Source organism: Thauera sp. 2A1, from assembly GCF_009469595.2.
GTDB lineage: Bacteria > Pseudomonadota > Gammaproteobacteria > Burkholderiales > Rhodocyclaceae > Thauera.
On the sequence record NZ_SSXV01000034.1, the window covers coordinates 1 to 24,499 of the forward strand.

General features: G+C 64.3%; 22 protein-coding genes and 3 tRNA genes. 8 read left to right on the forward strand and 17 right to left on the reverse strand.

Features of this window, described 5'->3' with window-relative positions; all coding sequences use genetic code 11:
* Nucleotides 1-327: 327 nt before the first annotated feature.
* From GH664_RS21000 to tig, 9 genes are all read right to left on the reverse strand, one after another.
* Nucleotides 328-402, reverse strand: a tRNA-Val gene (locus GH664_RS21000).
* 66 nt (nt 403-468) lie between these two features.
* Nucleotides 469-543, reverse strand: a tRNA-Val gene (locus tag GH664_RS21005).
* A gap of 90 nt (nt 544-633) precedes the next feature.
* A complete protein-coding gene (locus GH664_RS21010) occupies nt 634-1,362 on the reverse strand; it encodes a phasin family protein (protein ID WP_153170074.1) in 729 nt (242 codons plus the stop codon).
* A 140-nt stretch (nt 1,363-1,502) separates the two neighbouring features.
* Nucleotides 1,503-1,578: transfer RNA gene (locus GH664_RS21015), tRNA-Val, on the reverse strand.
* Between the two features lie 45 nt (nt 1,579-1,623).
* Nucleotides 1,624-1,896, reverse strand: coding sequence for an HU family DNA-binding protein (locus tag GH664_RS21020; RefSeq protein WP_153170075.1), 273 nt, complete (start codon nt 1,894-1,896; stop codon nt 1,624-1,626).
* Nucleotides 1,897-2,126: 230 nt separating this feature from the next.
* The gene (lon, locus tag GH664_RS21025; protein ID WP_153170076.1) at nt 2,127-4,556 is read right to left on the reverse strand and encodes an endopeptidase La; all 2,430 of its coding nucleotides are present in this window, start codon (nt 4,554-4,556) and stop codon (nt 2,127-2,129) included.
* A gap of 98 nt (nt 4,557-4,654) precedes the next feature.
* Nucleotides 4,655-5,923, reverse strand: coding sequence for an ATP-dependent Clp protease ATP-binding subunit ClpX (clpX, locus tag GH664_RS21030; protein ID WP_153170077.1), 1,269 nt, complete (start codon nt 5,921-5,923; stop codon nt 4,655-4,657).
* A 16-nt stretch (nt 5,924-5,939) separates the two neighbouring features.
* Nucleotides 5,940-6,578, reverse strand: a complete 639-nt coding sequence (gene clpP, locus GH664_RS21035) for an ATP-dependent Clp endopeptidase proteolytic subunit ClpP (RefSeq protein WP_153170078.1) — start codon at nt 6,576-6,578, stop codon at nt 5,940-5,942.
* A 20-nt stretch (nt 6,579-6,598) separates the two neighbouring features.
* The gene (gene tig, locus GH664_RS21040) at nt 6,599-7,903 is read right to left on the reverse strand and encodes a trigger factor (protein WP_153170079.1); all 1,305 of its coding nucleotides are present in this window, start codon (nt 7,901-7,903) and stop codon (nt 6,599-6,601) included.
* A gap of 348 nt (nt 7,904-8,251) precedes the next feature.
* Between tig and GH664_RS21045 the strand changes: the two genes are divergently transcribed.
* The 5 genes from GH664_RS21045 to nadC all read left to right on the forward strand — a co-directional run bounded on the left by GH664_RS21045 (nt 8,252) and on the right by nadC (nt 15,669).
* Nucleotides 8,252-10,174, forward strand: a complete 1,923-nt coding sequence (locus GH664_RS21045; RefSeq protein ID WP_153170080.1) for a PrkA family serine protein kinase — start codon at nt 8,252-8,254, stop codon at nt 10,172-10,174.
* A gap of 71 nt (nt 10,175-10,245) precedes the next feature.
* Nucleotides 10,246-11,514, forward strand: a complete 1,269-nt coding sequence (locus tag GH664_RS21050) for a YeaH/YhbH family protein (protein ID WP_153170081.1) — start codon at nt 10,246-10,248, stop codon at nt 11,512-11,514.
* On the forward strand, nt 11,511-13,055 hold the full coding sequence (locus GH664_RS21055) for a SpoVR family protein (protein WP_153170082.1): 1,545 nt from the start codon (nt 11,511-11,513) through the stop codon (nt 13,053-13,055). Before GH664_RS21050 ends, GH664_RS21055 begins: the two co-directional genes overlap by 4 nt.
* Before the next feature lie 90 nt (nt 13,056-13,145).
* Nucleotides 13,146-14,651: an NAD(P)H-hydrate dehydratase gene (locus GH664_RS21060; RefSeq protein WP_153170083.1), complete on the forward strand. Its 1,506-nt coding sequence runs from the start codon at nt 13,146-13,148 to the stop codon at nt 14,649-14,651.
* 172 nt (nt 14,652-14,823) lie between these two features.
* Nucleotides 14,824-15,669 (forward strand): carboxylating nicotinate-nucleotide diphosphorylase, encoded by an 846-nt coding sequence (gene nadC, locus GH664_RS21065; protein ID WP_153170084.1) that lies wholly within the window; start codon nt 14,824-14,826, stop codon nt 15,667-15,669.
* 52 nt (nt 15,670-15,721) lie between these two features.
* On the opposite strand, the gene GH664_RS21070 is transcribed toward nadC, so the two are convergent.
* The 7 genes from GH664_RS21070 to mltG all read right to left on the reverse strand — a co-directional run bounded on the left by GH664_RS21070 (nt 15,722) and on the right by mltG (nt 21,657).
* Nucleotides 15,722-17,023, reverse strand: coding sequence for an NAD(P)/FAD-dependent oxidoreductase (locus GH664_RS21070; RefSeq protein ID WP_228111653.1), 1,302 nt, complete (start codon nt 17,021-17,023; stop codon nt 15,722-15,724).
* Nucleotides 17,024-17,162: 139 nt separating this feature from the next.
* Nucleotides 17,163-17,867, reverse strand: coding sequence for an ankyrin repeat domain-containing protein (locus tag GH664_RS21075; RefSeq protein ID WP_153170110.1), 705 nt, complete (start codon nt 17,865-17,867; stop codon nt 17,163-17,165).
* Nucleotides 17,854-18,624, reverse strand: coding sequence for a TatD family hydrolase (locus tag GH664_RS21080; RefSeq protein WP_153170085.1), 771 nt, complete (start codon nt 18,622-18,624; stop codon nt 17,854-17,856). Before GH664_RS21080 ends, GH664_RS21075 begins: the two co-directional genes overlap by 14 nt.
* Before the next feature lie 9 nt (nt 18,625-18,633).
* On the reverse strand, nt 18,634-18,999 hold the full coding sequence (locus tag GH664_RS21085; protein WP_153170086.1) for a PilZ domain-containing protein: 366 nt from the start codon (nt 18,997-18,999) through the stop codon (nt 18,634-18,636).
* Nucleotides 18,996-20,051: a DNA polymerase III subunit delta' gene (gene holB, locus GH664_RS21090; protein WP_153170087.1), complete on the reverse strand. Its 1,056-nt coding sequence runs from the start codon at nt 20,049-20,051 to the stop codon at nt 18,996-18,998. Before holB ends, GH664_RS21085 begins: the two co-directional genes overlap by 4 nt.
* On the reverse strand, nt 20,048-20,686 hold the full coding sequence (gene tmk, locus GH664_RS21095) for a dTMP kinase (protein ID WP_153170088.1): 639 nt from the start codon (nt 20,684-20,686) through the stop codon (nt 20,048-20,050). Before tmk ends, holB begins: the two co-directional genes overlap by 4 nt.
* The gene (gene mltG, locus GH664_RS21100; protein ID WP_228111655.1) at nt 20,683-21,657 is read right to left on the reverse strand and encodes an endolytic transglycosylase MltG; all 975 of its coding nucleotides are present in this window, start codon (nt 21,655-21,657) and stop codon (nt 20,683-20,685) included. Before mltG ends, tmk begins: the two co-directional genes overlap by 4 nt.
* A 249-nt stretch (nt 21,658-21,906) precedes the next feature.
* Here mltG and GH664_RS21105 point away from each other — a divergent pair, with 249 nt between their 5' ends.
* From GH664_RS21105 to GH664_RS21115, 3 genes are all read left to right on the forward strand, one after another.
* A complete protein-coding gene (locus tag GH664_RS21105; protein ID WP_153170090.1) occupies nt 21,907-22,938 on the forward strand; it encodes a folate-binding protein YgfZ in 1,032 nt (343 codons plus the stop codon).
* A gap of 91 nt (nt 22,939-23,029) precedes the next feature.
* Nucleotides 23,030-23,317, forward strand: a complete 288-nt coding sequence (locus tag GH664_RS21110; RefSeq protein ID WP_228111654.1) for a DUF4936 family protein — start codon at nt 23,030-23,032, stop codon at nt 23,315-23,317.
* The gene (locus tag GH664_RS21115; protein WP_153170092.1) at nt 23,308-24,072 is read left to right on the forward strand and encodes an NRDE family protein; all 765 of its coding nucleotides are present in this window, start codon (nt 23,308-23,310) and stop codon (nt 24,070-24,072) included. Before GH664_RS21110 ends, GH664_RS21115 begins: the two co-directional genes overlap by 10 nt.
* On the opposite strand, the gene GH664_RS21120 is transcribed toward GH664_RS21115, so the two are convergent.
* Nucleotides 24,056-24,469, reverse strand: a complete 414-nt coding sequence (locus tag GH664_RS21120) for a GNAT family N-acetyltransferase (RefSeq protein WP_368857364.1) — start codon at nt 24,467-24,469, stop codon at nt 24,056-24,058. The genes GH664_RS21115 and GH664_RS21120 overlap by 17 nt on opposite strands.
* Nucleotides 24,470-24,499 lie beyond the last annotated feature (30 nt).

Sequence of the window (24,499 nt, forward strand, 5' to 3'; positions counted from 1 at the left end):
CCGTGAGGATCTCCCCGGGTATGACGCACCCACCTTCACGCTTATGCCTGTCGGATATACGTCACAGCGCTCCGTGCAAGTTTCGGGCTTTGACGATATTCGCCGCCTTACCCCGCTGTGCCGCCTCGTATCCGCTTCCTGTTCGTCAGGCCAGCGCTTTGCCTTCGGCTTCCTCCAGATTCGCAGTTACCCGCGACACCCTTGCCGTTCAGCTAACTCTTCCCCTTGCCGGGCGAGTAGAGGACTTTCACCTCCAAGTGAGTGCGCCCTGCCGGGCGCACAAACAGAAAGGCCGACCCGTCATCGAGTCGGCCTTTTGCCGGAATGTGGTGGGCGGTACTGGGATCGAACCAGTGACCCCTGCCGTGTGAAGGCAGTGCTCTACCGCTGAGCTAACCGCCCGATCCTGCGACAAGCAGGGACGCATGTCGCGGTCGGAACTTTCCGGGGACTTCACCGCAAGGACGGTGGTGGGCGGTACTGGGATCGAACCAGTGACCCCTGCCGTGTGAAGGCAGTGCTCTACCGCTGAGCTAACCGCCCCCGAAAGAAGAGGCCGCATTTTAGGAGCCGGGTTTCCGGTCGTCAAGCACGGAAACACAATTCATGCTCACCTTCAGGCCTTGCAGGACCCTATCTGGGAGCAGTGTCGGAGCCCTTCAGCGCTGACTGCTCACCTTCTTGGCTCACCGGATGGACGACCTCTTCGCTCAAACCGATCAAGTGCGTCCTGCCAATGCCGGCCAGTTCGCTTGAAGCCGTGCGCATCTGGTCATACGCCGCATAGCCCGCCGCAAGCGCCGATTTCATGCCTTCGAGCAGCGCCTCGGACCCGCCTGGTGCGGTCCTTGTCGCGTGATCGAGTTCCTGCGCAAGCGTCAGCCTCAGCGCCCCGATGCGTGCATCGACAAGCGCGGCAAGGCCCTGCTGCTGGTCGGCGAGGATCGAGGAAACGTCGTGAGCATAGTTTGCCGACTTCTGCATCAGGGGCTCGACCCACTCCGCCGGGAAGAACAGCAAAGCTTGCGGCTCGCGTGAGCTCACAAGCACCGTCGTCCTTGCGATACCCTCTTGCATCAGGCCACTGACAAAGCTCGAATTCACGTCCATGAGCCGGCCAACCATGGTGAAAAAACGATCGGTAACCGTCAGCAGCGCTTCCATGCTCGCTTTGTTATTGGCGGCAAACTGCTCAGGATTCGTGAACACCTTCATGGTGGATTTCCCGATAAAGTGGATCGAGCGCGGGTGTCCGGCACGAACAGGCCAAGCCTCGAATTTTGCCGCGTTGCAGCAATCGCGCAAGCGTTCTTCGCCCCAATATGGGGTGGTCGGCTTGCTCGTGCCGCGCGACGCGTTCATGAACGTCGGCGCGCGCCATCGCGCAAGTGCGCTTATTTCGTCGGCTGTGGTCAACTTGCAGCGGGCCTTGCACCCGCTGGAGCGCGCCCATGCAGGACGCGGAAAGCAAAAGCCCGGACATTGGCCGGGCTTCGGGAAACTGGTGGGTGCTGACGGGATCGAACCGCCGACATCCAGCTTGTAAGGCTAGCGCTCTACCGACTGAGCTAAGCACCCCTCGCGCTTAGGGGCAACGAAAGAATGCCCGCCCGGCGAAGCGCGTTAGTTTAGCGCATCCTTGAGACCTTTTCCAGGCCTGAACTTCGGCACCTTGGCTGCCTTGATCTTGATGTTCTTGCCCGTCCGCGGATTCCGACCCGTGCGCGCAGCACGCTCACCCACATGGAAGGTGCCGAAACCGACGAGCGTCACCGAGTCCCCCTTCTCCAGCGCCCCCCGGACCGCCTCGAGTGCGCCATCGAGCGCACGACCGGCAGCCGCCTTTGAGATATCCGCATGAGCGGCAATTGCATCGATCAGTTCAGACTTGTTCATGAAGCGGCTCCCTCGATGAGTACTGCGATCTAATTGCACAACGTCACCGATTCGGAACGAACCGCCATCGGCGTGACTTTCACGGAAACTCGAGCGGTCTTGCAAACTGCATCGGATTTATAGCGCGCGAAAAATCGCCGTGTCAAGCAGGTGAAATGCAACAGGGGCGTGGCATGCAGAGCATGTCACGCCCCTGTTGGTCGGCCTCTTGCCTGGTCGGCACCGCCCGATCAATGCGCCCGCAGGTTCAACGACGTTGCGGACCCGGTTTCGTCAGCCCTGGACACCACCGCTTCCGCCGCCGCAGGAGGGGTGTCGGGAAGCGGTTCCGGCCTGCGCTCGAGGGCTCGCTCAAGCACCTGGTCAATCCACTTCACCGGGATGATCTCGATCACGTTCTTGATGTTGTCGGGGATTTCCGCAAGATCCTTCACGTTGTCTTCCGGAATCAGCGCAGTGCGGATGCCGCCGCGTACCGCAGCCAGCAGCTTCTCCTTGAGCCCGCCGATGGCCAGCACTTCACCTCGCAGGGTGATCTCGCCGGTCATGGCAACGTCACAGCGTACGGGAATACCCGCCAGCACCGAAACCAGGGCGGTCGAGATCGCGATACCCGCGGACGGCCCGTCCTTCGGGATCGCTCCCTCCGGCAGGTGAATGTGGATATCGCTCTTCTGGTGGAAGTCTTCCGCGATCCCGAGCGAACGGGCACGCTTGCGCACGACGGACAAAGCGGCCTGGATGGATTCCTGCATGACTTCGCCGAGCTTGCCGGTCGTCATCACCTTGCCCTTGCCCGGCAACTGAACGGCTTCCACCGTCAGCAGTTCACCGCCCACCTCGGTCCACGCAAGGCCGGTGACCTGACCGATCTGGTTCTGCTTCTCGGCCATGCCGAAGCTGTACTTGCGCACACCGAGGAACTTGTCGAGGTTCTTTGCATTGACGACGATCTTGCTCGAGCGCTTGCGCAGCACGAGCTGCTTGACGACCTTGCGGCAGATCTTCGAGATCTCGCGCTCCATTCCGCGTACGCCCGCCTCCCGCGTGTAGTAACGCACCACGTCGCGCAATGCCTCGTCGGTCACCGACAACTCGTCGCGCTTGAGGCCGTTGTTCTTCATCTGCTTGGGCAGCAGGTAGCGCGTCGAAATGTTGACCTTCTCGTCTTCCGTGTAACCGGAAAGGCGGATCACTTCCATGCGGTCGAGCAGCGCGGCCGGGATGTTCAGCGTGTTCGCCGTGGCGACGAACATCACGTCCGAGAGGTCGAAATCGACCTCGACGTAATGATCCTGGAAGGTGTGGTTCTGCTCGGGGTCGAGCACCTCCAGCAACGCCGAGGACGGATCGCCGCGGAAATCCATGCCGAGCTTGTCCACCTCATCGAGCAGGAAGAGCGGGTTCTTCACCCCGACCTTGTTCATGTTCTGCAGGATCTTGCCCGGCATCGAACCGATGTAGGTGCGTCGGTGACCGCGGATCTCGGCCTCGTCACGCACGCCGCCCAGCGCCATGCGAATGAACTTGCGGTTGGTGGCCTTCGCGATGGACTGGCCAAGCGAAGTCTTACCCACGCCAGGAGGACCGACCAGGCACAGGATGGGCGCCTTGACCTTGTCGACGCGTTGCTGCACCGCGAGATACTCGAGGATGCGCTCCTTCACGCGCTCGAGGCCGTAATGATCCTTGTCGAGGATCTTCTCAGCTTCAGCCAGGTCCTTGCTGACACGCGACTTCTTCTTCCACGGCAGGCCGATCAGCGTGTCGATGTAATTGCGCACGACCGTCGCTTCCGCGGACATCGGCGACATCAGGCGCAGCTTCTTGAACTCGGCCTCGGCCTTGGCGAGCGCCTCCTTGGGCATCCCGGCGGACTTGATCTTCTTGTCCATCTCGTCGAGATCGGCGCCGTCCTCGCCTTCGCCGAGCTCCTTCTGGATGGCCTTCACCTGTTCGTTGAGGTAATACTCGCGCTGGCTCTTCTCCATCTGCCGCTTCACGCGGCCGCGGATGCGCTTCTCGACCTGGAGGATGTCGAGCTCAGCCTCAAGCTGGTTGAGGAGCCGGTCGAGACGATCGCCGGTGTTGAAGATCTCGAGCACTTCCTGTTTCTGCTCGAGCTTGAGCGGAAGATGCGCCGCGATCGTGTCGGCGAGGCGGCCCGCTTCCTCGATCCCGGCGAGCGACGTGAGGATTTCCGGCGGGATCTTCTTGTTCAGCTTAACGTACTGGTCGAACTGGGCGATGATCGCCCGGCGCATCGCCTCGACCTCGTTGTTGCCCGGTTCGGGCACGGAGATGGGAGTGACCTTCGCGACGAAAAGCTGTCGCAGATCCTCGACCGAGTCGAGGCGCGCACGCTGCACACCCTCGACGAGCACCTTGATCGTGCCGTCCGGCAACTTCAGCATCTGCAGGATGTTGGCCACGCATCCAATCGAATAGAGATCCTCGACCGAAGGTTCGTCCTTGGAGGCGGATTTTTGCGCGACGAGCAGGATGCCCTTGCCCGCTTCCATCGCACTCTCCAGCGCCTTGATCGATTTCGGCCGCCCGACGAACAAGGGGATGACCATGTGCGGAAACACCACTACGTCGCGCAGCGGCAGCAGCGGCAGTTCCAGTTGTTCGTTGGGGAGGTCAGCGGGACCCGACATTTTCATTTTCCCTATCAGAAAGGTCACACCCATATGTGGGCGCGACCTGGAAATTCAAGCGGCGGGTGGCGACCGGATGAAATCCGGCCGCGGGGGCATCAGTTGGAGCCCGAAACCTTCTGCTGCTCGGCGTAGATGAGCAAGGGCTTGGATGAATCCTGAATGGTGCTCTCGTCCACCACCACCTTGGATACGCCTTCGAGCGTCGGCAGGTCGTACATGATGTCGAGCAGGGCGGCCTCGAGGATGGAGCGCAACCCGCGAGCGCCCGTCTTGCGCTTGATCGCCTTGCGAGCGACCGCGTGCAAGGCCGCAGGCCGGATCTCGAGTTCGACGCCTTCCATGGAGAACAGCTTCTGATACTGCTTGACCAGCGCGTTCTTGGGCTCCACGAGGATCTGGATCAGGGCGTCCTCGTCCAGTTCCTGCAGCGTCGCCACGACCGGAAGCCGGCCGATCAGCTCGGGAATGAGGCCGAACTTGATCAGGTCCTCCGGCTCGACCTGGCGGAAAGTCTCCGTCAGGCTGCCGCCATCGCGGCTCTTCACTTCTGCGCCGAAGCCGATACCGACCTTCTCCGTCCGGTTGCGGATGATCTTCTCCAGGCCGTCGAAGGCACCGCCGCAGATGAACAGCACATTGGTGGTGTCGACCTGAATGAAATCCTGGTTGGGATGCTTGCGCCCGCCCTGAGGAGGAATGGACGCGACCGTACCCTCGATCAGCTTGAGCAGCGCCTGCTGCACGCCTTCGCCCGAGACGTCACGGGTGATGGAAGGGTTGTCTGCCTTGCGCGAGATCTTGTCGATCTCATCGATGTAAACGATGCCCTGCTGCGCCTTGTCGACGTCGTAGTCGCACTTTTGCAGCAACTTCTGGATGATGTTCTCGACGTCCTCGCCGACGTAGCCGGCCTCGGTCAAGGTCGTGGCATCGGCCATCACGAACGGGACGTTGAGCAGCCGCGCAAGGGTCTGCGCGAGCAAGGTCTTGCCGGAGCCGGTGGGGCCGATCAGCAGGATGTTGCTCTTGGCCAGCTCGACATCGTCCTGCTTGCCCGACAGGTGCCGCAGGCGCTTGTAATGGTTGTACACCGCTACCGACAAGCTGCGCTTGGCGAGGGATTGCCCGATCACGTACTCGTCGAGCGTCTCGCAGATCTCGCGCGGCGTGGGCAGGTCGCCCCTGACTCCTTCGATATCCGTGCCGGCACCGATCTCGTCGCGGATGATGTCGTTGCACAGCTCGATGCATTCATCACAAATGAATACGGACGGACCGGCAATCAGTTTGCGGACTTCGTGCTGGCTCTTGCCGCAGAAGGAGCAGTAGAGCAGCTTCTCGGCGCTGCCTTTCTTGTCCGACATGGTCTGTTCTCCCGGATCAGGCGTCGGCGCGGCTGGTCAGCACCTTGTCGATCAGCCCGTATTCGACGGCTGCCGCGGCGGACATGAAGTTGTCGCGGTCGGTGTCTTTCTCGATCTGTTCGATGGTCTGGCCGGTGTGCTTGGCCAGCATGCTGTTGAGGCGCTCCCGCAGGTACAGGATCTCGCGGGCATGGATCTCGATGTCCGACGCCTGGCCCTGGAACCCGCCCAGCGGCTGATGGATCATCACGCGCGAGTTGGGCAGGCAATAACGCTTGCCCTTCTCCCCCGCCGCCAACAGGAAGGCACCCATGCTCGCAGCCTGGCCGATGCACAGCGTACTCACGTGCGGCTTGATGAACTGCATGGTGTCGTAGATCGCCATGCCGGCCGTGACCGAACCGCCCGGAGAATTGATGTAGAAATAGATGTCCTTGTCCGGATTCTCCGACTCCAGGAACAGCAACTGGGCGACGATCAGATTGGCCGTCACGTCATTGACGGGGCCGACGAGGAACACCACCCGCTCCTTCAGAAGGCGCGAATAGATGTCGTAGGCGCGTTCGCCACGACCGCTCTGTTCGACCACCATCGGTACCAGGCCGAGACCGACCGGGTTCCAGTCGCTGTTGTGCTGTGGTGTTCCTTGCATCATTCGTCAGACCCTTTGCGGCATCAGGCCGCGTTACCCATCAGTTCGTCAAACGCGATCGACTTGTCGCTCGTGTCGGCCTTCTCGCACACCCAGGCGACCACGTTGTCCTCGATCACAACCGACTCGGCCTGAGCCAGGCGGTCCGGCTGCGCGTAATACCAGCGTACCAGTTCGGCCGGGTCTTCGTAACTCTGGGCCATTTCTTCGATCAGTGCACGCACCTGCTCCGGCCTGGCATGCAGTTCATTGGCCTTGACGAGCTCGGCCATGATCAGGCCCAGCTTGACGCGGCGCTCCGCCTGGTCGGCAAACCACGACGCCTCGACCGGGATGTCCTTGCTCTTGAGACCGCGCATCTCGAGGTCGCGCCGGGCGTTGTCGGCGAGCTGGTTCGACTCGGCCTGCACCAGCGCCTTGGGCACTTCGATCGGCGTGGCCGCCAGCAGGGCTTCCATGACCTGCTCCTTGACCTTTGCCTGGATGCGACGCTTGACCTCCCGCTCGAGGTTGGTCTTGACTTCCTCGCGCAGCTTTGCCACGTCACCGTCGGCGACGCCGAGCGCCTTGGCAAAGTCGCTGTTCACTTCCGGCAGCACCGGAGCCTCGACCGCTTTCACCGAAACTTCGAACTGAACGGCCTGGCCCGCAAGGTTCTGGGCGTGGTAATCGTCCGGGAAGGTCATGTCGAAAGTCTTGCTTTCGCCTGCCTTCAGACCGACCACCGCGTTCTCGAAATCCTTGAGCATGGAGCCGGCACCGATCACGAAGGGGAAGTCCTGGCCCGATCCGCCCTCGAACAGTTCGCCATCCTTGCGCCCGGCGAAGTCGATCGCCACCCGATCGCCCTCGCCCGCAGCGCGGTCGGCGGCAACGAAGGTGGTGCGCTGCTTGCGCAGCACTTCGATCGTCTTGTCAACTTCGGCATCGGTCACTTCGAGCACCGGACGCTCCACCTTCTGGCCGGCGAGGTCGCCCGGCACCACGTCGGGGTAGACCTCGAACACGGCGCTGAATTCCAGCACGTCAGCGCTCGAAGCCTCCTTGGGTTCGATGCGCGGATAGCCCGCGACACGCAGGTTCTGCTCGCGCACCTGCTCGCCGAAAGCGCGCTCCACCGCCGCGCCGATCGCTTCGGAACGGGCCTGCGGACCATGCGTCTGGGCGACGATCTTCAACGGAACCTTGCCCGGGCGGAAACCGGCCATCTTGACGGTACGAGCCATGCGCTTGAGGCGCGCATCCACTTCCTTTTCGATGTCCGCCAGCGCCACGGACATGTCGATGCGGCGCTCCAGCGCGCTGTTGGCTTCCTGGTTGGTCTGCATTAGGTCGATCCTGGATCCTGACAAGTAAAAAAATCCGTCCTCGAGGGCGTGATCTAAGCTGAAAGCAAGGGCTGCTCAGCGCTAAGCCACCGCGAACGCGTTTGAAGAAACTTTGGATTCTAGCACAGGGTCCGATGGTTCCCTCCAGCGTCGGACGCCGCGAAAAACATGCTGCCGGCTATGCAAAAAAGCACAAATCAGCATGGAACTCGCGCGCACGGAGAGTCTCTCAGCGTCAGACTCGGCACATGCACCAACGCAGACCGGGCGGCGCCGCGCTTCCCTCCGCGACCGCAGGCACATAACTCTTCGAGCCGCCAAACGGCCCCAAAGCAAGGAGACATTGCGATGACCATCTTCAACGCCTACCAGGCCCGCTACGAAGCTGCGCGGGAGGAAGAGATATCCCTGCAGGACTATCTCGAATTGTGCCGCAGCGACCGCACGGCCTATGCCACGGCGGCCGAGCGCATGCTGATGGCGATCGGCGAGCCCGAGCTTGTCGACACCCGGCTCGATCCGCGCCTGTCGCGCATCTTCTCCAACAAGGTGCTCAAGATCTACCCTGCCTTCCGTGATTTCTACGGCATGGAAGAGGTGATCGAGCACATCGTCTCTTACTTCCGCCATGCGGCGCAGGGCCTGGAAGAGAAGAAGCAGATCCTCTACCTGCTCGGGCCGGTCGGCGGCGGCAAGTCCTCGCTCGCGGAGAAGCTCAAGAGCCTGATCGAGAAAGTGCCCTTCTACGCGATCAAGGACTCGCCGGTTAACGAATCACCGCTGGGACTGTTCGACGTCAATGAGGACGGCCGCATTCTGGAAGAGGACTACGGCATTCCGCGGCGTTATCTCAACACCATCATGAGCCCGTGGGCGGTCAAGCGCCTGAACGAGTTCGGCGGCGATATCACCAAGTTCCGCGTGGTGAAGCTCACGCCCTCGGTGCTCAAGCAGACGGCCGTGGCCAAGACCGAACCGGGCGACGAGAACAACCAGGACATCTCGTCGCTGGTGGGCAAGATCGACATCCGCAAGCTCGAGCAGTACTCGCAGGACGACCCGGATGCCTACAGCTACTCCGGCGGCCTGTGCCTGGCCAACCGGGGCCTGCTGGAATTCGTCGAGATGTTCAAGGCACCGATCAAGGTGCTGCATCCGCTGCTGACCGCCACGCAGGAAGGCAACTACAAGGGTACCGAAGGCTTCGGCGCGATCCCGTTCGACGGCATCGTGATGGCGCACTCGAATGAATCCGAGTGGGTGGCGTTCAAGAACAACAAGAACAACGAAGCCTTCCTCGACCGCATCTACACGGTCAAGGTGCCCTACTGCCTGCGCGTGTCCGACGAGATCCGCATCTACGAGAAGTTGCTCGTCCACAGCTCGCTGTCGGAGGCGCCGTGCGCCCCGGACACGCTGAAGATGATGGCCCAGTTCTCGGTGCTGTCGCGCCTGAAGGAGCCCGAGAACTCCAGCATCTTCTCCAAGATGCGGGTGTATGACGGCGAGAACCTCAAGGACACCGACCCGAAGGCCAAGAGCTACCAGGAGTACCGCGACTACGCCGGCGTCGACGAGGGCATGACCGGGCTCTCGACCCGCTTCGCCTTCAAGGTGCTGTCCAAGGTGTTCAACTTCGACCACCGCGAAGTGGCCGCCAACCCGGTGCACCTGATGTACGTGCTCGAGCAGCAGATCGAGCAGGAACAGTACCCGCCCGACAGCGAAGCGCGCTACATGGCGTACATCAAGGAGTATCTGGCGCCGCGCTACGCGGAGTTCATCGGCAAGGAGATCCAGACCGCCTACCTCGAGAGCTACTCCGAGTACGGGCAAAACATCTTCGACCGCTACGTGACCTATGCCGACTTCTGGATCCAGGACCAGGAGTTCCGCGACCCGAACACCGGCGAGATCCTCGACCGCGCGGCGCTGAACGAGGAACTGGAGAAGATCGAGAAGCCGGCGGGCATCAGCAACCCGAAGGACTTCCGCAACGAGGTGGTGAACTTCGTGCTGCGCGCGCGTGCCAAGCACGACGGCCGCAACCCGAGCTGGACCTCCTACGAGAAGCTGCGCGCGGTGATCGAGAAGAAGATGTTCTCCAACACCGAGGACCTGCTGCCGGTGATCAGCTTCAACGCCAAGGCCAGTGCCGACGAGCAGAAGAAGCACCAGGACTTCGTCGATCGCATGATCGAGAAGGGCTACACCGAGAAGCAGGTGCGCCTGCTGTGCGAGTGGTACCTGCGCGTGCGCAAGTCGTCGTGACGGTCGCCGCAGCCTGACCCGCGCCACAATGCGTCGGCGCGAGTCAGGCAGGGTCTGCTTCAGGAGGAGGTATGGTCCGCATCATCGATCGACGGTTCGACAGCAAAGGCAAGAGCACGGTCAACCGCCAGCGCTTCATGCGCCGCTTCAAGCAGCAGATCCGCAAGGCAGTTTCGGAGGCGATCCACGGCCGCTCGATCCGCGATCTGGATAATGGCGAGGAAGTGTCCATCCCCGCTCGCGATCTGTCCGAACCCACGCTGCACCAGGGCCGGGGCGGCATCTGGGAGCAGGTCTTCAGCGGTAACGACCAGTTTTCGTCGGGCGACCTGATCAATCGGCCTTTGGGCGGCGGGGGCGGTGGCAGCGGCAAGGGCAAGGCCAGCAACGAGGGTGAGCACGAGGACGAATTCGTGTTCCAGTTGTCGCGCGAGGAGTTTCTCGACCTGTTCTTCGAGGACCTCGAGCTGCCGCGGCTGATCCGCACCCAGTTGGCGCGGGTCACCGACTACAAGACCCACCGCGCCGGCTTCACCTCGGACGGGGTGCCGGCGAACATCAACATCGTCCGCTCGATGCGTGGCGCCCTGGGCCGCAGGCTGGCGCTCGGCTCGCCGTATAACGCGCGCCTGCGCGAGCTGCAGCGCGAACTCGAAGACGTCGTCGCCCGATATGGCGAGGACAGCGAGGAGGCGCGCGTGCTGCGCGACGAGATGGGCAAGCTCCGCGCGAAGATTGACAAGATTCCTTTCATCGATAGCTTCGACCTGCGCTACAACAACCGGGTGAAGGTGCCGCGCCCCACCACGCAGGCAGTAATGTTCTGCGTGATGGACGTGTCCGGCTCCATGGATGAAGAACGCAAATCCACCGCCAAGCGCTTCTTCATGCTGCTACACCTCTTCCTGACGCGCACCTACGAGCACATCGACGTCGTCTTCATCCGTCACCACACGGTGGCGAAGGAGACTGACGAGGACGAGTTCTTCCACTCGCGCGAATCGGGTGGCACCGTGGTGTCCAGCGCGCTGGTGCTGATGCGCGACATCATCCGCGAGCGTTATGCCAACGGGCAATGGAACATCTACGGCGCCCAGGCCTCGGACGGCGATAACTGGGACAACGACTCACCCATCTGTCGCAAGCTGCTGGACAACGACATCCTGCCCTGGTGCCAGTATTTCGCCTACATCGAGATCACCTCGGGCGATCCGCAGAACCTGTGGCGCGAATACGAGAAGCTGAGCGGCGCACGTGACAACTTTGCCATGCAGCACATCGAGTCGCCGGCCGACATCTACCCGGTTTTCCGCGAACTCTTCAAGAAGACGATCGCATGAAACGCGTACCCGCTGCCCGCAAGCCCAAGCCTCTTCCCGCCGGATCGGAATGGTCGTTCGAGAGCATCGACCGCTACCACACCGAGATCGCCCGAGTCGCGAAGGACTACGGCCTTGACACCTACCCGGTGCAGATCGAGATCATCACCGCCGAGCAGATGATGGACGCCTACGCCTCGGTGGGCATGCCGGTCAATTACCACCACTGGTCCTTCGGCAAGCACTTCCTCTCCACCGAGAAGGGCTACAAACGCGGGCAGATGGGGTTGGCCTACGAGATCGTCATCAACTCCAACCCCTGCATCGCCTACCTGATGGAGGAGAACACGCTGACCATGCAGGGCTTGGTGATCGCCCACGCGGCCTATGGCCACAACAGCTTCTTCAAGGGCAACTACCTGTTCCGCACCTGGACCAACGCCGACGCCATCATCGACTATCTCCTCTTCGCGCGGAACTACATCACCGAGTGCGAGGAGCGCTACGGCGAGGAAGAAGTGGAGTTGCTGCTCGACTCCTGCCATGCGCTGATGAACCTCGGCGTGGACCGCTACAAGCGCCCGCCCAGGCTGTCGCTGGCCAAGGAGAAGCTGCGCCAGCAGGAGCGCGAGGAATACCTGCAGAGCCAGGTGAATGACCTGTGGCGCACCCTCCCCGCCCATGAGCTACGCCCGGAGAGCCGACCGGAACATCAGCGCTTCCCCGCCGAGCCGGAAGAAAACCTGCTCTACTTCATCGAGAAGAACGCGCCGCTGCTCGAACCCTGGCAGCGCGAGGTGGTGCGCATCGTGCGCAAGATCGCGCAGTACTTCTTCCCGCAGCGCCAGACCCAGGTCATGAACGAGGGCTGGGCCACCTACTGGCACTACACCCTGCTCAATACGCTGTACGACGAGGGCTTGCTGGCCGACAGCTTCATGCTCGAATTCCTGCAGTCGCACACCAACGTGGTGGCGCAGCCGCCCTACAACAGCCGCTGGTACAGCGGGATCAACCCCTACGCGCTGGGCTTCGCCATGTGGCGCGACATCCGCCGCATCTGCGAGGACCCCGACGAGGAAGACCGCCGCTGGTTCCCCGAGATCGCCGGCAGCGACTGGCGCGAGACTTTCGACTTCGCGATGCGCAACTTCAAGGACGAGAGCTTCATCGCCCAGTACCTGTCGCCCAGGGTGATGCGCGACTTCCGCCTGTTCGCGGTGCTCGACGACGACCGCGAGGACAAGCTCAAGGTCTCCGCGATCCATGATGAATCCGGCTTCCAGCGGGTGCGTGAAATCCTGTCCGAGCAATACAACCTGGGCAACCGCGAACCCAACATCCAGGTGTGGAACGTCGACCTGCGCGGCGACCGCTCGCTGACCTTGCGCCACCAGCAGCACCAGCGCCGGCCGCTGGGCGACAGCACCGAGGAGGTCATGAAGCACGTCGCCCGGCTGTGGGGCTTCACCGTGCGGCTGGAGACGATCGACGAGGCAGGCCGCCGCGAGCTGGCAAGCGAAGTTCGTGCCGAACGACGGCGCAACGGTCGCGAGAACTGAGGCTAAAGCCGGGTACGGGAACCGAGGCCGGAAACGCGGGCTGCTCGCGATCCGGCCTTAGAATCGGGTGTCCCTCGTCGGAGAGCCCCAATGTTCCTGCCCGCCCCACCCATCTATCCCGTTGCCGGCATCAGGGAAATCGAGCAAAAGCTGATCCCGTCCGCCAGGCCGCCACTCATGGAGCGTGCCGGACGAGCAACGGCCGAGGACGCGGTAAGGCTGACCATGGATCGCCCTGGTCCGATCCTGTTTGCCTGTGGTCCGGGCAACAATGGCGGCGACGGTTTCGTCATGGCACGGCAACTGCGGCAGGCCGGTCGCGAGGTGGTGGTCGCCTTTGCCGATGATCCGGCAAGACTGCCCACTGATGCGGGCAAGGCACACGCCGATTTCATCCATGCCGGCGGCACCACCACCTCCGAGCTGCCGAACCCGCCGGCGAGCGGCTGGGCGCTGGTTGTCGATGCTCTGTTCGGCATCGGCCTGAAGCGCGGGCTCGAAGGCCGTTATGCGGGATGGATCCAAGGGCTGAACGCCCAACGCGGCGTGCGCATGGCCCTGGATGTGCCCAGCGGACTGGATGCAGACACCGGTCGCCCGACGGGTCCATGTTTTCGCGCCACCCACACCACGACATTCATCGCCCTCAAACCGGGGCTGCTGACCAACGACGGGCCGGACCATTGCGGCGAGATTTCGGTGCAGTCGCTCGACATCGACTGCCCTGCGTGGCTGGAGCCAAGGGGGTTCGGCGTCACCCCCGCCCTGTTCGAGTCCTGCCTGCTGCCCCGCCCGCGCAACACCCACAAGGGTCGATACGGCGATGTCGGCATTCTCGGCGGCGACGGTGGCATGGCGGGAGCGGCGCTGCTCGCCGGCCGCGCTGCGCTCTTCCTGGGTGCGGGCCGCGTCTATGTGGGGTTCATGGATCCGCAGGCGCCCACCGTGGACATCGTGCATCCAGAGCTCATGCTCCGCTCAGCCACGAGCTTGCCGCGTCAGCTCAGCGCCCTTGCGCTCGGCCCCGGTCTCGGCCAGCGCGACGCGGCACGCGCCGAGCTTTCGGCTGCGATCAGCAGCGCAGCGGCGCTGGTGCTCGACGCCGACGCCCTGAACCTGCTCGCCGCCGATTCAAGCCTGCACGGCTCCGTTGCCCGTCGAGCCGCTGCGACCGTGCTGACGCCGCACCCGGCCGAGGCCGCCAGACTGCTTGCCCGCCAGACCGCCGAGGTGCAGGCAGACCGCCTGAATGCGGCACTCGAACTGGCGGCGCGATTCAATGCCTGCATCGTGCTCAAGGGCTGCGGCAGCGTGATCGCCACGCCGGATGGCCGCTGGTACATCAACGGCACCGGCCACCCGGGGATGGCCACCGCGGGCATGGGTGACGTGCTCACCGGCCTCTGCGCCAGCCTGCTCGCCCAGGGCTGGGCCACCGAGCAAGCCGTGATCGCCGCGGTGCACCTGCATGGTGCGGCAGCCGACCTGCTGGCGAGCGAGGGCATCGGGCCGATCGGACTGACCGCCGGCGAAGTGATCGATGCCGCGCGCCGCGTCTTCAACGGCTGGCTGGAAGAGGCCGTCAGCATGGGCTGACGCATCGGCCTCCTCGACGAAGCCCAAGCGCCAGGGCGTGCGTAACGCGCCGGCGTCAATGTTGAATTCGGCCCCTGCGCAACACTGCAAACGCGCGCGGCGTGCAGCCCGCCGGTGGGAGCGCCCGATGCTAGAATCCAGCGCTCCTCACCCTTCAAAGTGATTCACCGCCATGCTTCCAGATCAGCTTCGCGTCGAAATCCAGCGTAACGTGGCCGCCTCGCTGGCGGAAGACATCGGCACCGGCGACCTCACCGCGCTGCTGATCCCTGCGGGCTCCGATGCCCGCGGGCGGGTGATCACACGTGAGGAAGCGGTCATCTGCGGAACGGCGTGGTTCGATGCCACCTTTGCCGCCTTGAGCCCAAGTGCGGCAGTCGTGTGGCATGTGAAGGACGGAGACCGGGTCAAGCCGAACCAGGTGCTGTGCGACATCGTCGCCGGTGCCCGCACGCTCCTCACGGCAGAGCGCACGGCATTGAACTTCCTGCAGTTGCTGTCGGGCACGGCAACGACCACGCGGCGCTTCGTCGATGCGGTCGCCGGCACGCGCGCAAAGATCGTTGACACCCGCAAGACCTTGCCCGGGCTGCGCCTGGCGCAAAAATACGCGGTCAAGGTCGGCGGTGGCACCAACCACCGCGTGGGCCTTTACGACGGCATCCTGATCAAGGAAAACCACATCATCGCTGCCGGCGGCATCCATCAGGTGGTCAGCGAGGCCCGCGCTTTCGCGCCCTCCAACGTCTTCATCGAGGTCGAGGTGGAAAACCTCCAGCAGCTTCAGGAGGCGCTCCATGCCGGAGTGAAGATGATCCTGCTGGACAACATGGACCTCGACCAGATGCGCGAAGCAGTGAGTCTGACTGCCGGGCGAGCCGAACTCGAGGCTTCCGGCGGCGTGAACCTGGAACGAGTGCGCGCGATCGCCGAAACCGGCGTGGACCGCATTTCCATCGGCAGCCTCACGAAGGACATCAAGGCGCTGGATCTCTCGCTGCGCCACGTCGAGAACTGAAGCCCGTCTGCCTTCCGCGCTGCCAGACTGTAGCGCGGAAGCTGTTCGGCATTCAGTCGTTTTCGAGGCGCAGGATGCCCAGCGCCTTGAGCACATACTTCTCGTACACCGGCTCGGTCGAGCCTGTCTTCATCTTGTGCAGGAAGTACTTCTCGAAGGCGATCTTCGCCATGTGCACCCACTTGCCCTTCTTGAACCAGTTGACGTTGCGGGGCGGGATCTGCGGCAGGGCGACGAAGGCGGCACCGGTATCGCCCATGTCGGCCAGGCAGATTGCATTCCACGTGGCCTTGGCCGTTGCGGCGCGGCCTTCGATGTCGGCCACGATGTTCTCGACGATGGCGCTCACCATGGTCTCGATCATGTAGCCGGTCTTGGGCGCACCGGTCGGCACCGGAGTGGTCTCCACCGGCGGAATCGCGACACAGACTCCGGCGGAAAAGATGTTGCGGTACTTCTTGCTGCGCTGATGTTCGTCGATCAGCACGAAGCCGCGCGGATTTCCCAAGCCTTCCACCGCAGCCACCGCATCCACGCCCTTGAAGGCGGGCAGCATCATCGAGAAGCGGAACGCCAGCTCATGCTCGCGCAGCGGATTGCCCATGCCGTCCAGCTCGGTGGTAAACAGCTTGCCCGCCTCCACGCGGGTGGTACGCGCATTGGTGATCCACTTGATGTCGCGATTGCGAAACTCGCTTTCGAGCATGGACTTGGAATCACCCACTCCGCCCAGCCCCAGGTGCCCGATGTAGGGCTCGCTGGTCACGAAAGTGATCGGCACCTTGTTGCGGATCTTGCGGCGACGCAGATCCGCGTCGACGATGAAGGCGAATTCGTAGGCGGGTCCGAAACAGCTGGCACCCGGCATCGCCCCGATGACGACCGCGCCCGGGTCAGCGAGGAATTTCTCATAGGCGACAAGCGTCCTTTCCGCGTGATCGACGGTGCAGATGGACTGTGTGTAACCGCCATCCGGCCCCGCTCCAGGCACCTCTTCGAAGGCCAGCCGCGGGCCGGTCGTCAGCACCAGATAGTCGTAGTCCAGCATGCTCCCGTCGGCGAGCAGCAGGCGGTTGTTTTCCGGCTCCAGCGCCGTGACACGTTGCACGACGAAATCGATGCCTTTCCTTTCCAGGTGAGGCCGAACGTGGACGATGACGTCCTCGCGCTTGCGCCAGCCCACCGCCACCCACGGATTGGAGGGCACGAACTGGAAATAATCCGTCGCGTTGACGAGCGTCACACGATGCCCGGAACCTAGTTTCGCGCGCAACTCATAAGCTGCCGGCATGCCGCCGATGCCGGCCCCCACTACGACGATGTGTGCCATCTCCATCTCCTCCGGGGCGGTCATTTTCGTCTGCTGGGTAACCGGCTGCCTGGTCCGCCGCTCAAGCCGCTTGCGACTACCTTATTATCATTTGCTTATATTTACAATAGCCGCCAAGCGCGAGCGATTCAAGACAGACAACCGCGCATGTGCCCCCCAGGCCCTATTCGATCTCGATCGTGATCGAGGGGTTCGTCCCGCCGCGGCGCCGCCGCTCGGCGCGGATCAGATCCGCGATATCGGTGTTTGAATTCTGCAGCGCCCAGTCATCCGCGGTGAGCCCCGCATCATTGACCAGATCGAGATCCACCTTCGGTAGCTTGAGCAAGCGGCGCACGACGTCGATATGCCCGTTGCGCGCCGCGATCATGAGCGGCGTGGACTTGTTCGGCGCCAGCGCGTTGACGTCGGCCCCCGCGGCGAGCAGCTTCTCAACCAGCGCCAGCCGCCCCTCGAACGCTGCGTAGTGCAGCGCCGCCCAGCCTTGCTGGTTCACAGGGGCGCCCGCCTTCATCAACCTGTCCACAACCTTGTCGTGTCCGGCCAGCACCGCGAGCATCAGCGCGGAATCCCCGGCGAGGTTGCGCTTGCCGGGGTCAGCCCGGTGTTTCAGCAGGGCATTGACCGTCGCCAGCTCCCCTTCGCGAGCGGCAAGGATCAACAGGGTGTTTCCCTGGGCATCGACAGTGTCGGGATCGATGCCACGTTCGAGCAGCCCGACGAGTTGCGACGTGTCGCCCAGTCTCGCCGAACTCAGGGCGTCCTCGTAGCTGCCGGCGCGGGCCGGTGCAACGCCTACCAGGATGCAGGCGGACGCGACCAGCAGGGTACGCAGCACCGCACGGGAGAAGCGGTCAGATTTGTGCATGGCGGAAAAGTCGAAAGAAGTTCTCGGTGGTTGCCTGTTCGATGCGCTCAAGGGGTTCGTCGCGCAACTGCGCCAGCTCCTCCGCCACATGCACGACCCAACCCGGCTCGTTGGTCTTGCCACGGTGCGGCACCGGCGCAAGGTAAGGGGCATCGGTCTCGATCAGCAGGCGCTCGAGCGGGATGCACCTGGCCACCTCCTTCAGCTCCTTCGCGTTGCGGAAGGTGACGATGCCCGAGAAGGAGATGTAGAAGCCCATCTCGAGAGCGGCCTCGGCCACCTCGCGGGTCTCGGTGAAGCAATGCATCACGCCGCCCGCCTCGTGCGCATTTTCCTCGCGCATCAGGCGCAGGGTGTCTGCCGCGGCACTGCGCGTATGCACCACCAGGGGCTTGCCGCAGGCGCGTGCCGCACGGATATGCGTACGAAAACGTGCGCGCTGCCACTCCGGCTCGTCCTTGTTCCAGTAGTAGTCCAGCCCCGTTTCACCGATCCCCACCACACGCGGGTGATCCGCGAGATGGACGAGTTCGGCTTCGTCCGGCTCGTGGCAGTCGGCGTTGTCCGGATGCACGCCGACCGTCGCCCACAAGTTGGCGTGGCGCTCGGCAAGTGCCCGGACACGCGGGAAATCTTCGATCCTGACGCTGATGCACAGCGCATGGGCGACACGGTTGGCCGCCATCGTGGCGAGAATCTCGTCCTCACGGGCGACGAGATCGGGGAAATCGAGGTGGCAGTGCGAGTCGATGAACATCCGCAGCTTTCAGAGGGTGTGAGTCGGTCGGTTGGTGCCCAGGTGCCCTGCAAGTATCTGCTCGATACGGCCGCGCAGCACCTTTCCTGAATCATCGCCGGAAAAATGCACGCCGATTCCCTGGGTCTTTCCACCCTGCGCGCCCGTCGGCGTAATCCAGACCACCGTCCCGGCGATCGGATGCTTCGTCGGGTCATCCATCAACTGCAACAGCATGAAGACCTCATCGCCGACGTTGTAAGACTTGGGCGTGGGGATGAAGATGCCGCCGTTGGTGAGGAAGGGCATGTACGCCGCGTAGAGGGCGGACTTGGAACTGATGTTCAGGGACAGCACCGTGGGCCGCGCCACCTGGCCCCGAGGTTTGTCGCTCATTCGCGCGCTCCGGTTATGGCCCGCGCGTAACGCAGCAGCATGTCCTCCAGGAACAGGCGGAGATTCAGCGGGTGCTGGGCCACGCGGGCGATCTGGGCAAAATCATTGTAGCAGTTGCTCACCGCTGCCACGCTGGCACGGCTCGCCAGCGCCGACAGCACGCCTTCCTGCGCCGGAAAGAAGCGGACGCGGCCACCGAGGCGAAGCGCCGCGAGATCGCTGACCCAGCGCTGCATCCAGGCGACGAGTTGGGGCAGGCCGAAACCCGCTGCAGCCGACTCCTTCGCCTTCAGCCAGGACTCCCATTGCGCCGCAAGACGCAGCGCGTTGGCGGTGCTGACCTGGCCGAGATCGCGCACGAAACGGGCCAGCAGGCTGGCACCCCCGGCCGCAGCAAGGCGTTCGGCCGCCAGCGGCATGCCACCACACACGCCAAGGAGCGCAGACACTTCCTTTCCCGCCTGAGAACGCCAGTGCGCAAGCGCGGCGTCGTCCGGGCGCGAGAACGCCCATTGCTGGCAACGGCTGCGTATGGTCGGCAGCAGACGTCGTGGTTCCGAGGATACCAGCACGAACACGCAGCCGGCAGGCGGCTCCTCGAGCAGCTTGAGGAGGGCATTGGCAGTGAACACGTTCATCGCCTCGGCGGGGTCGATCAACACGACCCGCCGCGCGCTGTGGTGCCCGGTGACGCTGAGCGCGGACTGCAGCTCGCGGATCTGGTCGATGACGATCTGGCTCGATTTCGGCTTGCCGGACGGGGATTCGCGCGCGCCCTCACCCTCGGCACCTTCCACATCCTCGGCGTCGGCGGCGGGAATCACCAGATGCAGATCGGGATGGTTGCCCGACAGCCGCCACCGGCAGGCCTCGCAGTGCCCGCAAGACTGGCCGTCGGCGGCGGGCGAGTCGCACAGCAGCCGCGCCGCCAGCGTCTCCGCCAGCAGACGCTTTCCCAGCCCTGGCGGGCCGACGAAGAGCAGCGCGTGTGGCAGGCGCTCGCCGAGATCGACGAGGCGCACCCAGGTGTGCTGCAGCCACGGTGGCATCATGCGAAGAAACGCTCCGCCAGCAGACGCTCGATCTCGGCCTGGATGCGCTCAGGCGGGCGGTCCGCGTCGATCACGCAGACGCGTGGCGGGGCAGTGCGCGCGCGTTCCAGATAGGCATCGCGCACACGCTCGAAGAAATCGCGCTGCTCGCGCTCGAAACGGTCGGGATGCGCGCCACTGGCCGACATGCGCGCCGCAGCCACCGCGGGCGAGAGGTCGAACACCAGGGTCAGGTCGGGCTGGAAGTCCGGATGCACCCAGGCCTCCAGCGCGTCGAACTTGTCGCGAGCGAGGCCGCGTCCGCCCACCTGGTAGGCATAGGTGGCATCGGAAAAACGATCGCATACCACCCAGCGTCCCGCCTCTAGCGCAGGCAGGATGCGGGCGGCGAGGTGCTCGCGCCGTGCGGCGAACATCAGCATCGCCTCGGTCTCGAGATGCATGGGCTCGTGCAGCAGCAACTCGCGCAGCCGCTCGCCCAGCGGCGTGCCGCCCGGCTCACGCGACTGCTCGACCTCAATGCCACGCGCGCGCAGCGCCGCAACCGCTGCGGCGATCTGGCTGCTCTTGCCGGCGCCATCGATGCCTTCGAAGGTGATGAAGCGGCCGCGCGCGGCCGGGCCCCTGTGCGTCAATTCGCTCTCCCGTTGCGTATGAAGCGGTCCACTGCCCGATTGTGGTCGTCGAGGCTGCGCGAGAACTGGCTGCTGCCATCGCCGCGGGCGACGAAATACAGGTAATCGCTCTGCTGCGGCCGCACCGCTGCGCGCAGGGCGTCGGGGCCGGGCATCGCGATCGGCGTCGGCGGCAAGCCCGGGCGCGTGTAGGTGTTCCACGGATGGTCGGTGTCCAGATCCTTGCGCCGCAGCTTGCCGTCGAAGTCCGCGCCGAGGCCATAGATCACCGACGGGTCGGTCTGCAGCGGCATGCCGATACGCAGCCGGTTCGAGAACACCGAGGCGACGAGCCCCCTGTCGTCCGCCCGCCCAGTCTCCTTCTCGACGATGGAGGCCAGGATGAGCGCCTCGTAGGGGCTCTTCAGCGGCGAGGCCGGATCGCGCTCAGCCCAGGCGGCGGCCAGCCGCTTCTGCATCGATCCATACGCACGCTTGAGCACCGCGAGCGCGCCGGAGTGTTTGTCGAAGAGGTACGTATCGGGGAAGAACAGCCCTTCGGGATGCGTCTCGCTGGCCCCGATCCGGCCCAGGATATCCGCGTCCGACAGCCCTGCGGTATCGGCGACCAGATCGGGCGTGGTTTCGAGCGCCTGGCGCACCTGGCGGAAATTCCAGCCCTCGACCAGCAGCACGGCACCTTGCGAAACGTCGCCATCCGACAGTTTCAGGATCAGTTGCCAGGGCGTCACGCCCGTGTGCACCTCGTAACTCCCGGCCTTGATGCGATTCGCCCGGCCCGAAATCTGCGCCAGCCAGGTGAGGAGACGAGGCTGTACGGCGACTCCGGAAGCGGCGATGTGGTTGGCAGCCTGGCGCATCCCAAGGCCACGCTGGACAGTGAAATCGACCACCGGCGCACGCAGCTCGATCGGCTTATGGGCGAACCAGAACCCCACGCTGGTGAGCGCGACAACGAACGCAACCAGCATCAGCAGGAATGGCGTGGCACGTCGAAGGAAGGGTTTCATGCGAGTTCGTCTGCAGGGCGGCCGCGAAGCCAGGCGGGGCGGCGGGTGAAACACGTGGCGGCAAGGGCTGTCGCCTGGCGGCGGGGACCTATAATACTGCATCGCGCAAGCCGGCCGGCGCCCTCTCCACCGTGAATGCCGCGCCACGCGAAACAAGGACGAGACCAAACGGTCTCATCCTTCCCTGCCAGAGAACACGACCCACAAATCATGACTGCCTGGACCGACCACCTTGCCCAACAGGGCGCCCGACTCGACGGCGCCGCTCTCTCCTTTGCCGACACTGAAACCGAAACCCGCGCTACCGCTGACGGCACGATCGCCGTGCCGCTGCTGCACTTGGGCGTGATCCGCTCCGTGGGGCCGGACTCCGCCGCCTTCCTGCACAACCTCGTGTCGAACGACGTGCAGAAGCTCGGCGCCGATGCCGCCGCCTGGAACAGCTTCAATTCGCCCAAGGGGCGCATGATCGCCAGCTTCCTGATGTGGCGCGAGGCGGAAGGGCATGCGCTGGCGTTGTCCGCGGACATCCTGCCGGCCGTGCTGAAGAAGCTGTCGATGTATGTGCTGCGCAGCAAGGTGAAGCTGGCCGACGCCAGCGCGGACGTCGCGCTGATCGGCGTGGCAGGCACCCGTGCCCCGGCCGCGCTCAAGGCAGCCGGCCTCGCCGTGCCCGCCGACGCGATGACGCTGACGACCGATGCCGAAGGCAGCCGTTGCATCCGCATCGGAGACGCCCTTTTCCTTGTCGCGACACCGGCTGCGGCGGCGCCGCGCGTGTTCGACACCCTCGTCGCCGGCGGCGCCACCAAGGTCGGAACAGCAGCCTGGCAACTCGCCATGATCCGCGCCGGACTGCCGCTCATCACCGCGGCGACGCAGGAAGAATTCGTCGCGCAGATGCTCAACTACGAGCTGATCGGTGGCGTGAGCTTCCAGAAAGGCTGTTACCCCGGCCAGGAGATCGTCGCCCGCACGCAATACCTCGGCAAGCTGAAGAAGCGCATGTACCGCATGGCCATTCCGGCTGGTGCCAGCCCATCGCCAGGGGCCGATCTCTTCGCTCCCGAATTCGGCGAGCAGTCCGCCGGCAAAGTGGTCAATGTCGCGCCCGCGCCCGGTGGCGGATTCGAAGCCCTCGCCGTGATGCAGACCAGCAGCGTGGAGTCCGGCCAGATTCGCCTTGGCGCACCCGACGGCGCGCCGCTCACCCTGCTCGACCTGCCCTATCCGCTGGCCTGAGACGGCCACCTTGCACCCGCCCCGCCCTGCCCCAGCGCGGGCGCGAGCGCAACCCCTTGATCGTGTGCCCTTGCACGGAAGGCGTGAGCCCTTGGTCAGCTACTACATCTACTACCGGGTCAGAACCGACATTTCGCGCGCAGTCGCGGTCGCCACCATAGGCAGGCTGCAGGCGGCGCTCACGCGCCGCGCCGGCGTGACCGGGCGCCTGCTGCAACGGGCCGACGATCCCCAGACCTGGATGGAAATCTACGACGACGTCAGTGACGCCGCCGCCTTCGACGCGGCCCTGCGCGAGGAAGTCGAGGCTGCGCGCATCACCAGCCTGCTGACTGACGACGGCAAACGCCATGTGGAGCGCTTCGTTCCATGTGCCTGATCGCATTTGCCTGGCGCGTCCACGCCGATTTCCCGCTGGTGGTGGTCGCCAACCGTGACGAGTACCTGGACCGCCCCGCCATGCCTGCCCACTGGTGGCAGGATTCGCCCGACCTGCTTGCCGGCCGCGACCTTGAAGCCGGCGGCACGTGGATGGGTGTCGCGCGCAACGGGCGCTTTGCCGCGCTCACCAACTACCGCGACCCCAGCCGACGACACACCAACGCCCCCTCGCGCGGCGCGCTGGTGCGGCAGGCGCTCGAGCAGGATGCGGGCACCCTCGCAACCCTGCAAGCCGTTGCCGCCGAGAGTGTGCGCTATGCCGGCTTCAACCTGCTGGTGAGCGATGGCGAGACCATGGGCATCCACGAGAGCACCAGCGGCTCGGTGCGCCTGCTGGAGCCCGGCGTGTATGGCTTGTCCAATCATCTGCTGGACACGCCGTGGCCCAAGCTCAGCCGCGCACGACGCCTTCTGGCCGAATGCCTGCCGAGCCTGCCGGCCGAGGAAGATGTGCTTGCCTTGCTGTGCGATCGCACGGTCGCCGCCGACGACGATCTGCCGCGCACCGGCGTCAGCCTGGAATGGGAGCGCCTGCTGTCTTCCACCTTCATTCACGCACCAGGCTACGGCACCCGCTGCTCCAGCCTGGTCACGATCGATCGCCAGGGCCGTGCCCAGTTCAAGGAATGGACCTGGGATGAGACCGGCGCGCTTCGCAGCCAAGTGCGCCACGACTTCAGGCTCGCGCGCTGAGCGGGCGGCGCATCGCGCGGTGGGCAATGCCCGCCTCCATGAAGATCTCACCCTCGGCGGCAAATCCGTGCCGGCGGTAAAACGGCTCGGCATGCACCTGGGCGTTCAGCACCACTTCTCCCATGCCGCGCGCGGCAGCCTCTGCGACGAGTGCCTCGAGCACGACGCCGCCGACACCGCGCTTGCGCCAGGCGGCCGCCACCGCCATGCGCCCGATGTGCCCGTCGGGCAGCAGGCGGCCGGTAGCGATCACATCCCCGGCGGCGTTGCGCACGACGGCATGCCGGCAACTTGAATCCAGCGCGTCCATCTCGAGTTCGGGCGGCACGCCCTGCTCGACGACGAACACCCGGTGTCGCAGCGGTGTCGCCAGCGGCGCAGCCTCGCACCAGTCCATCAGGTCGATGCGCAGATCATCCTGCAAGCC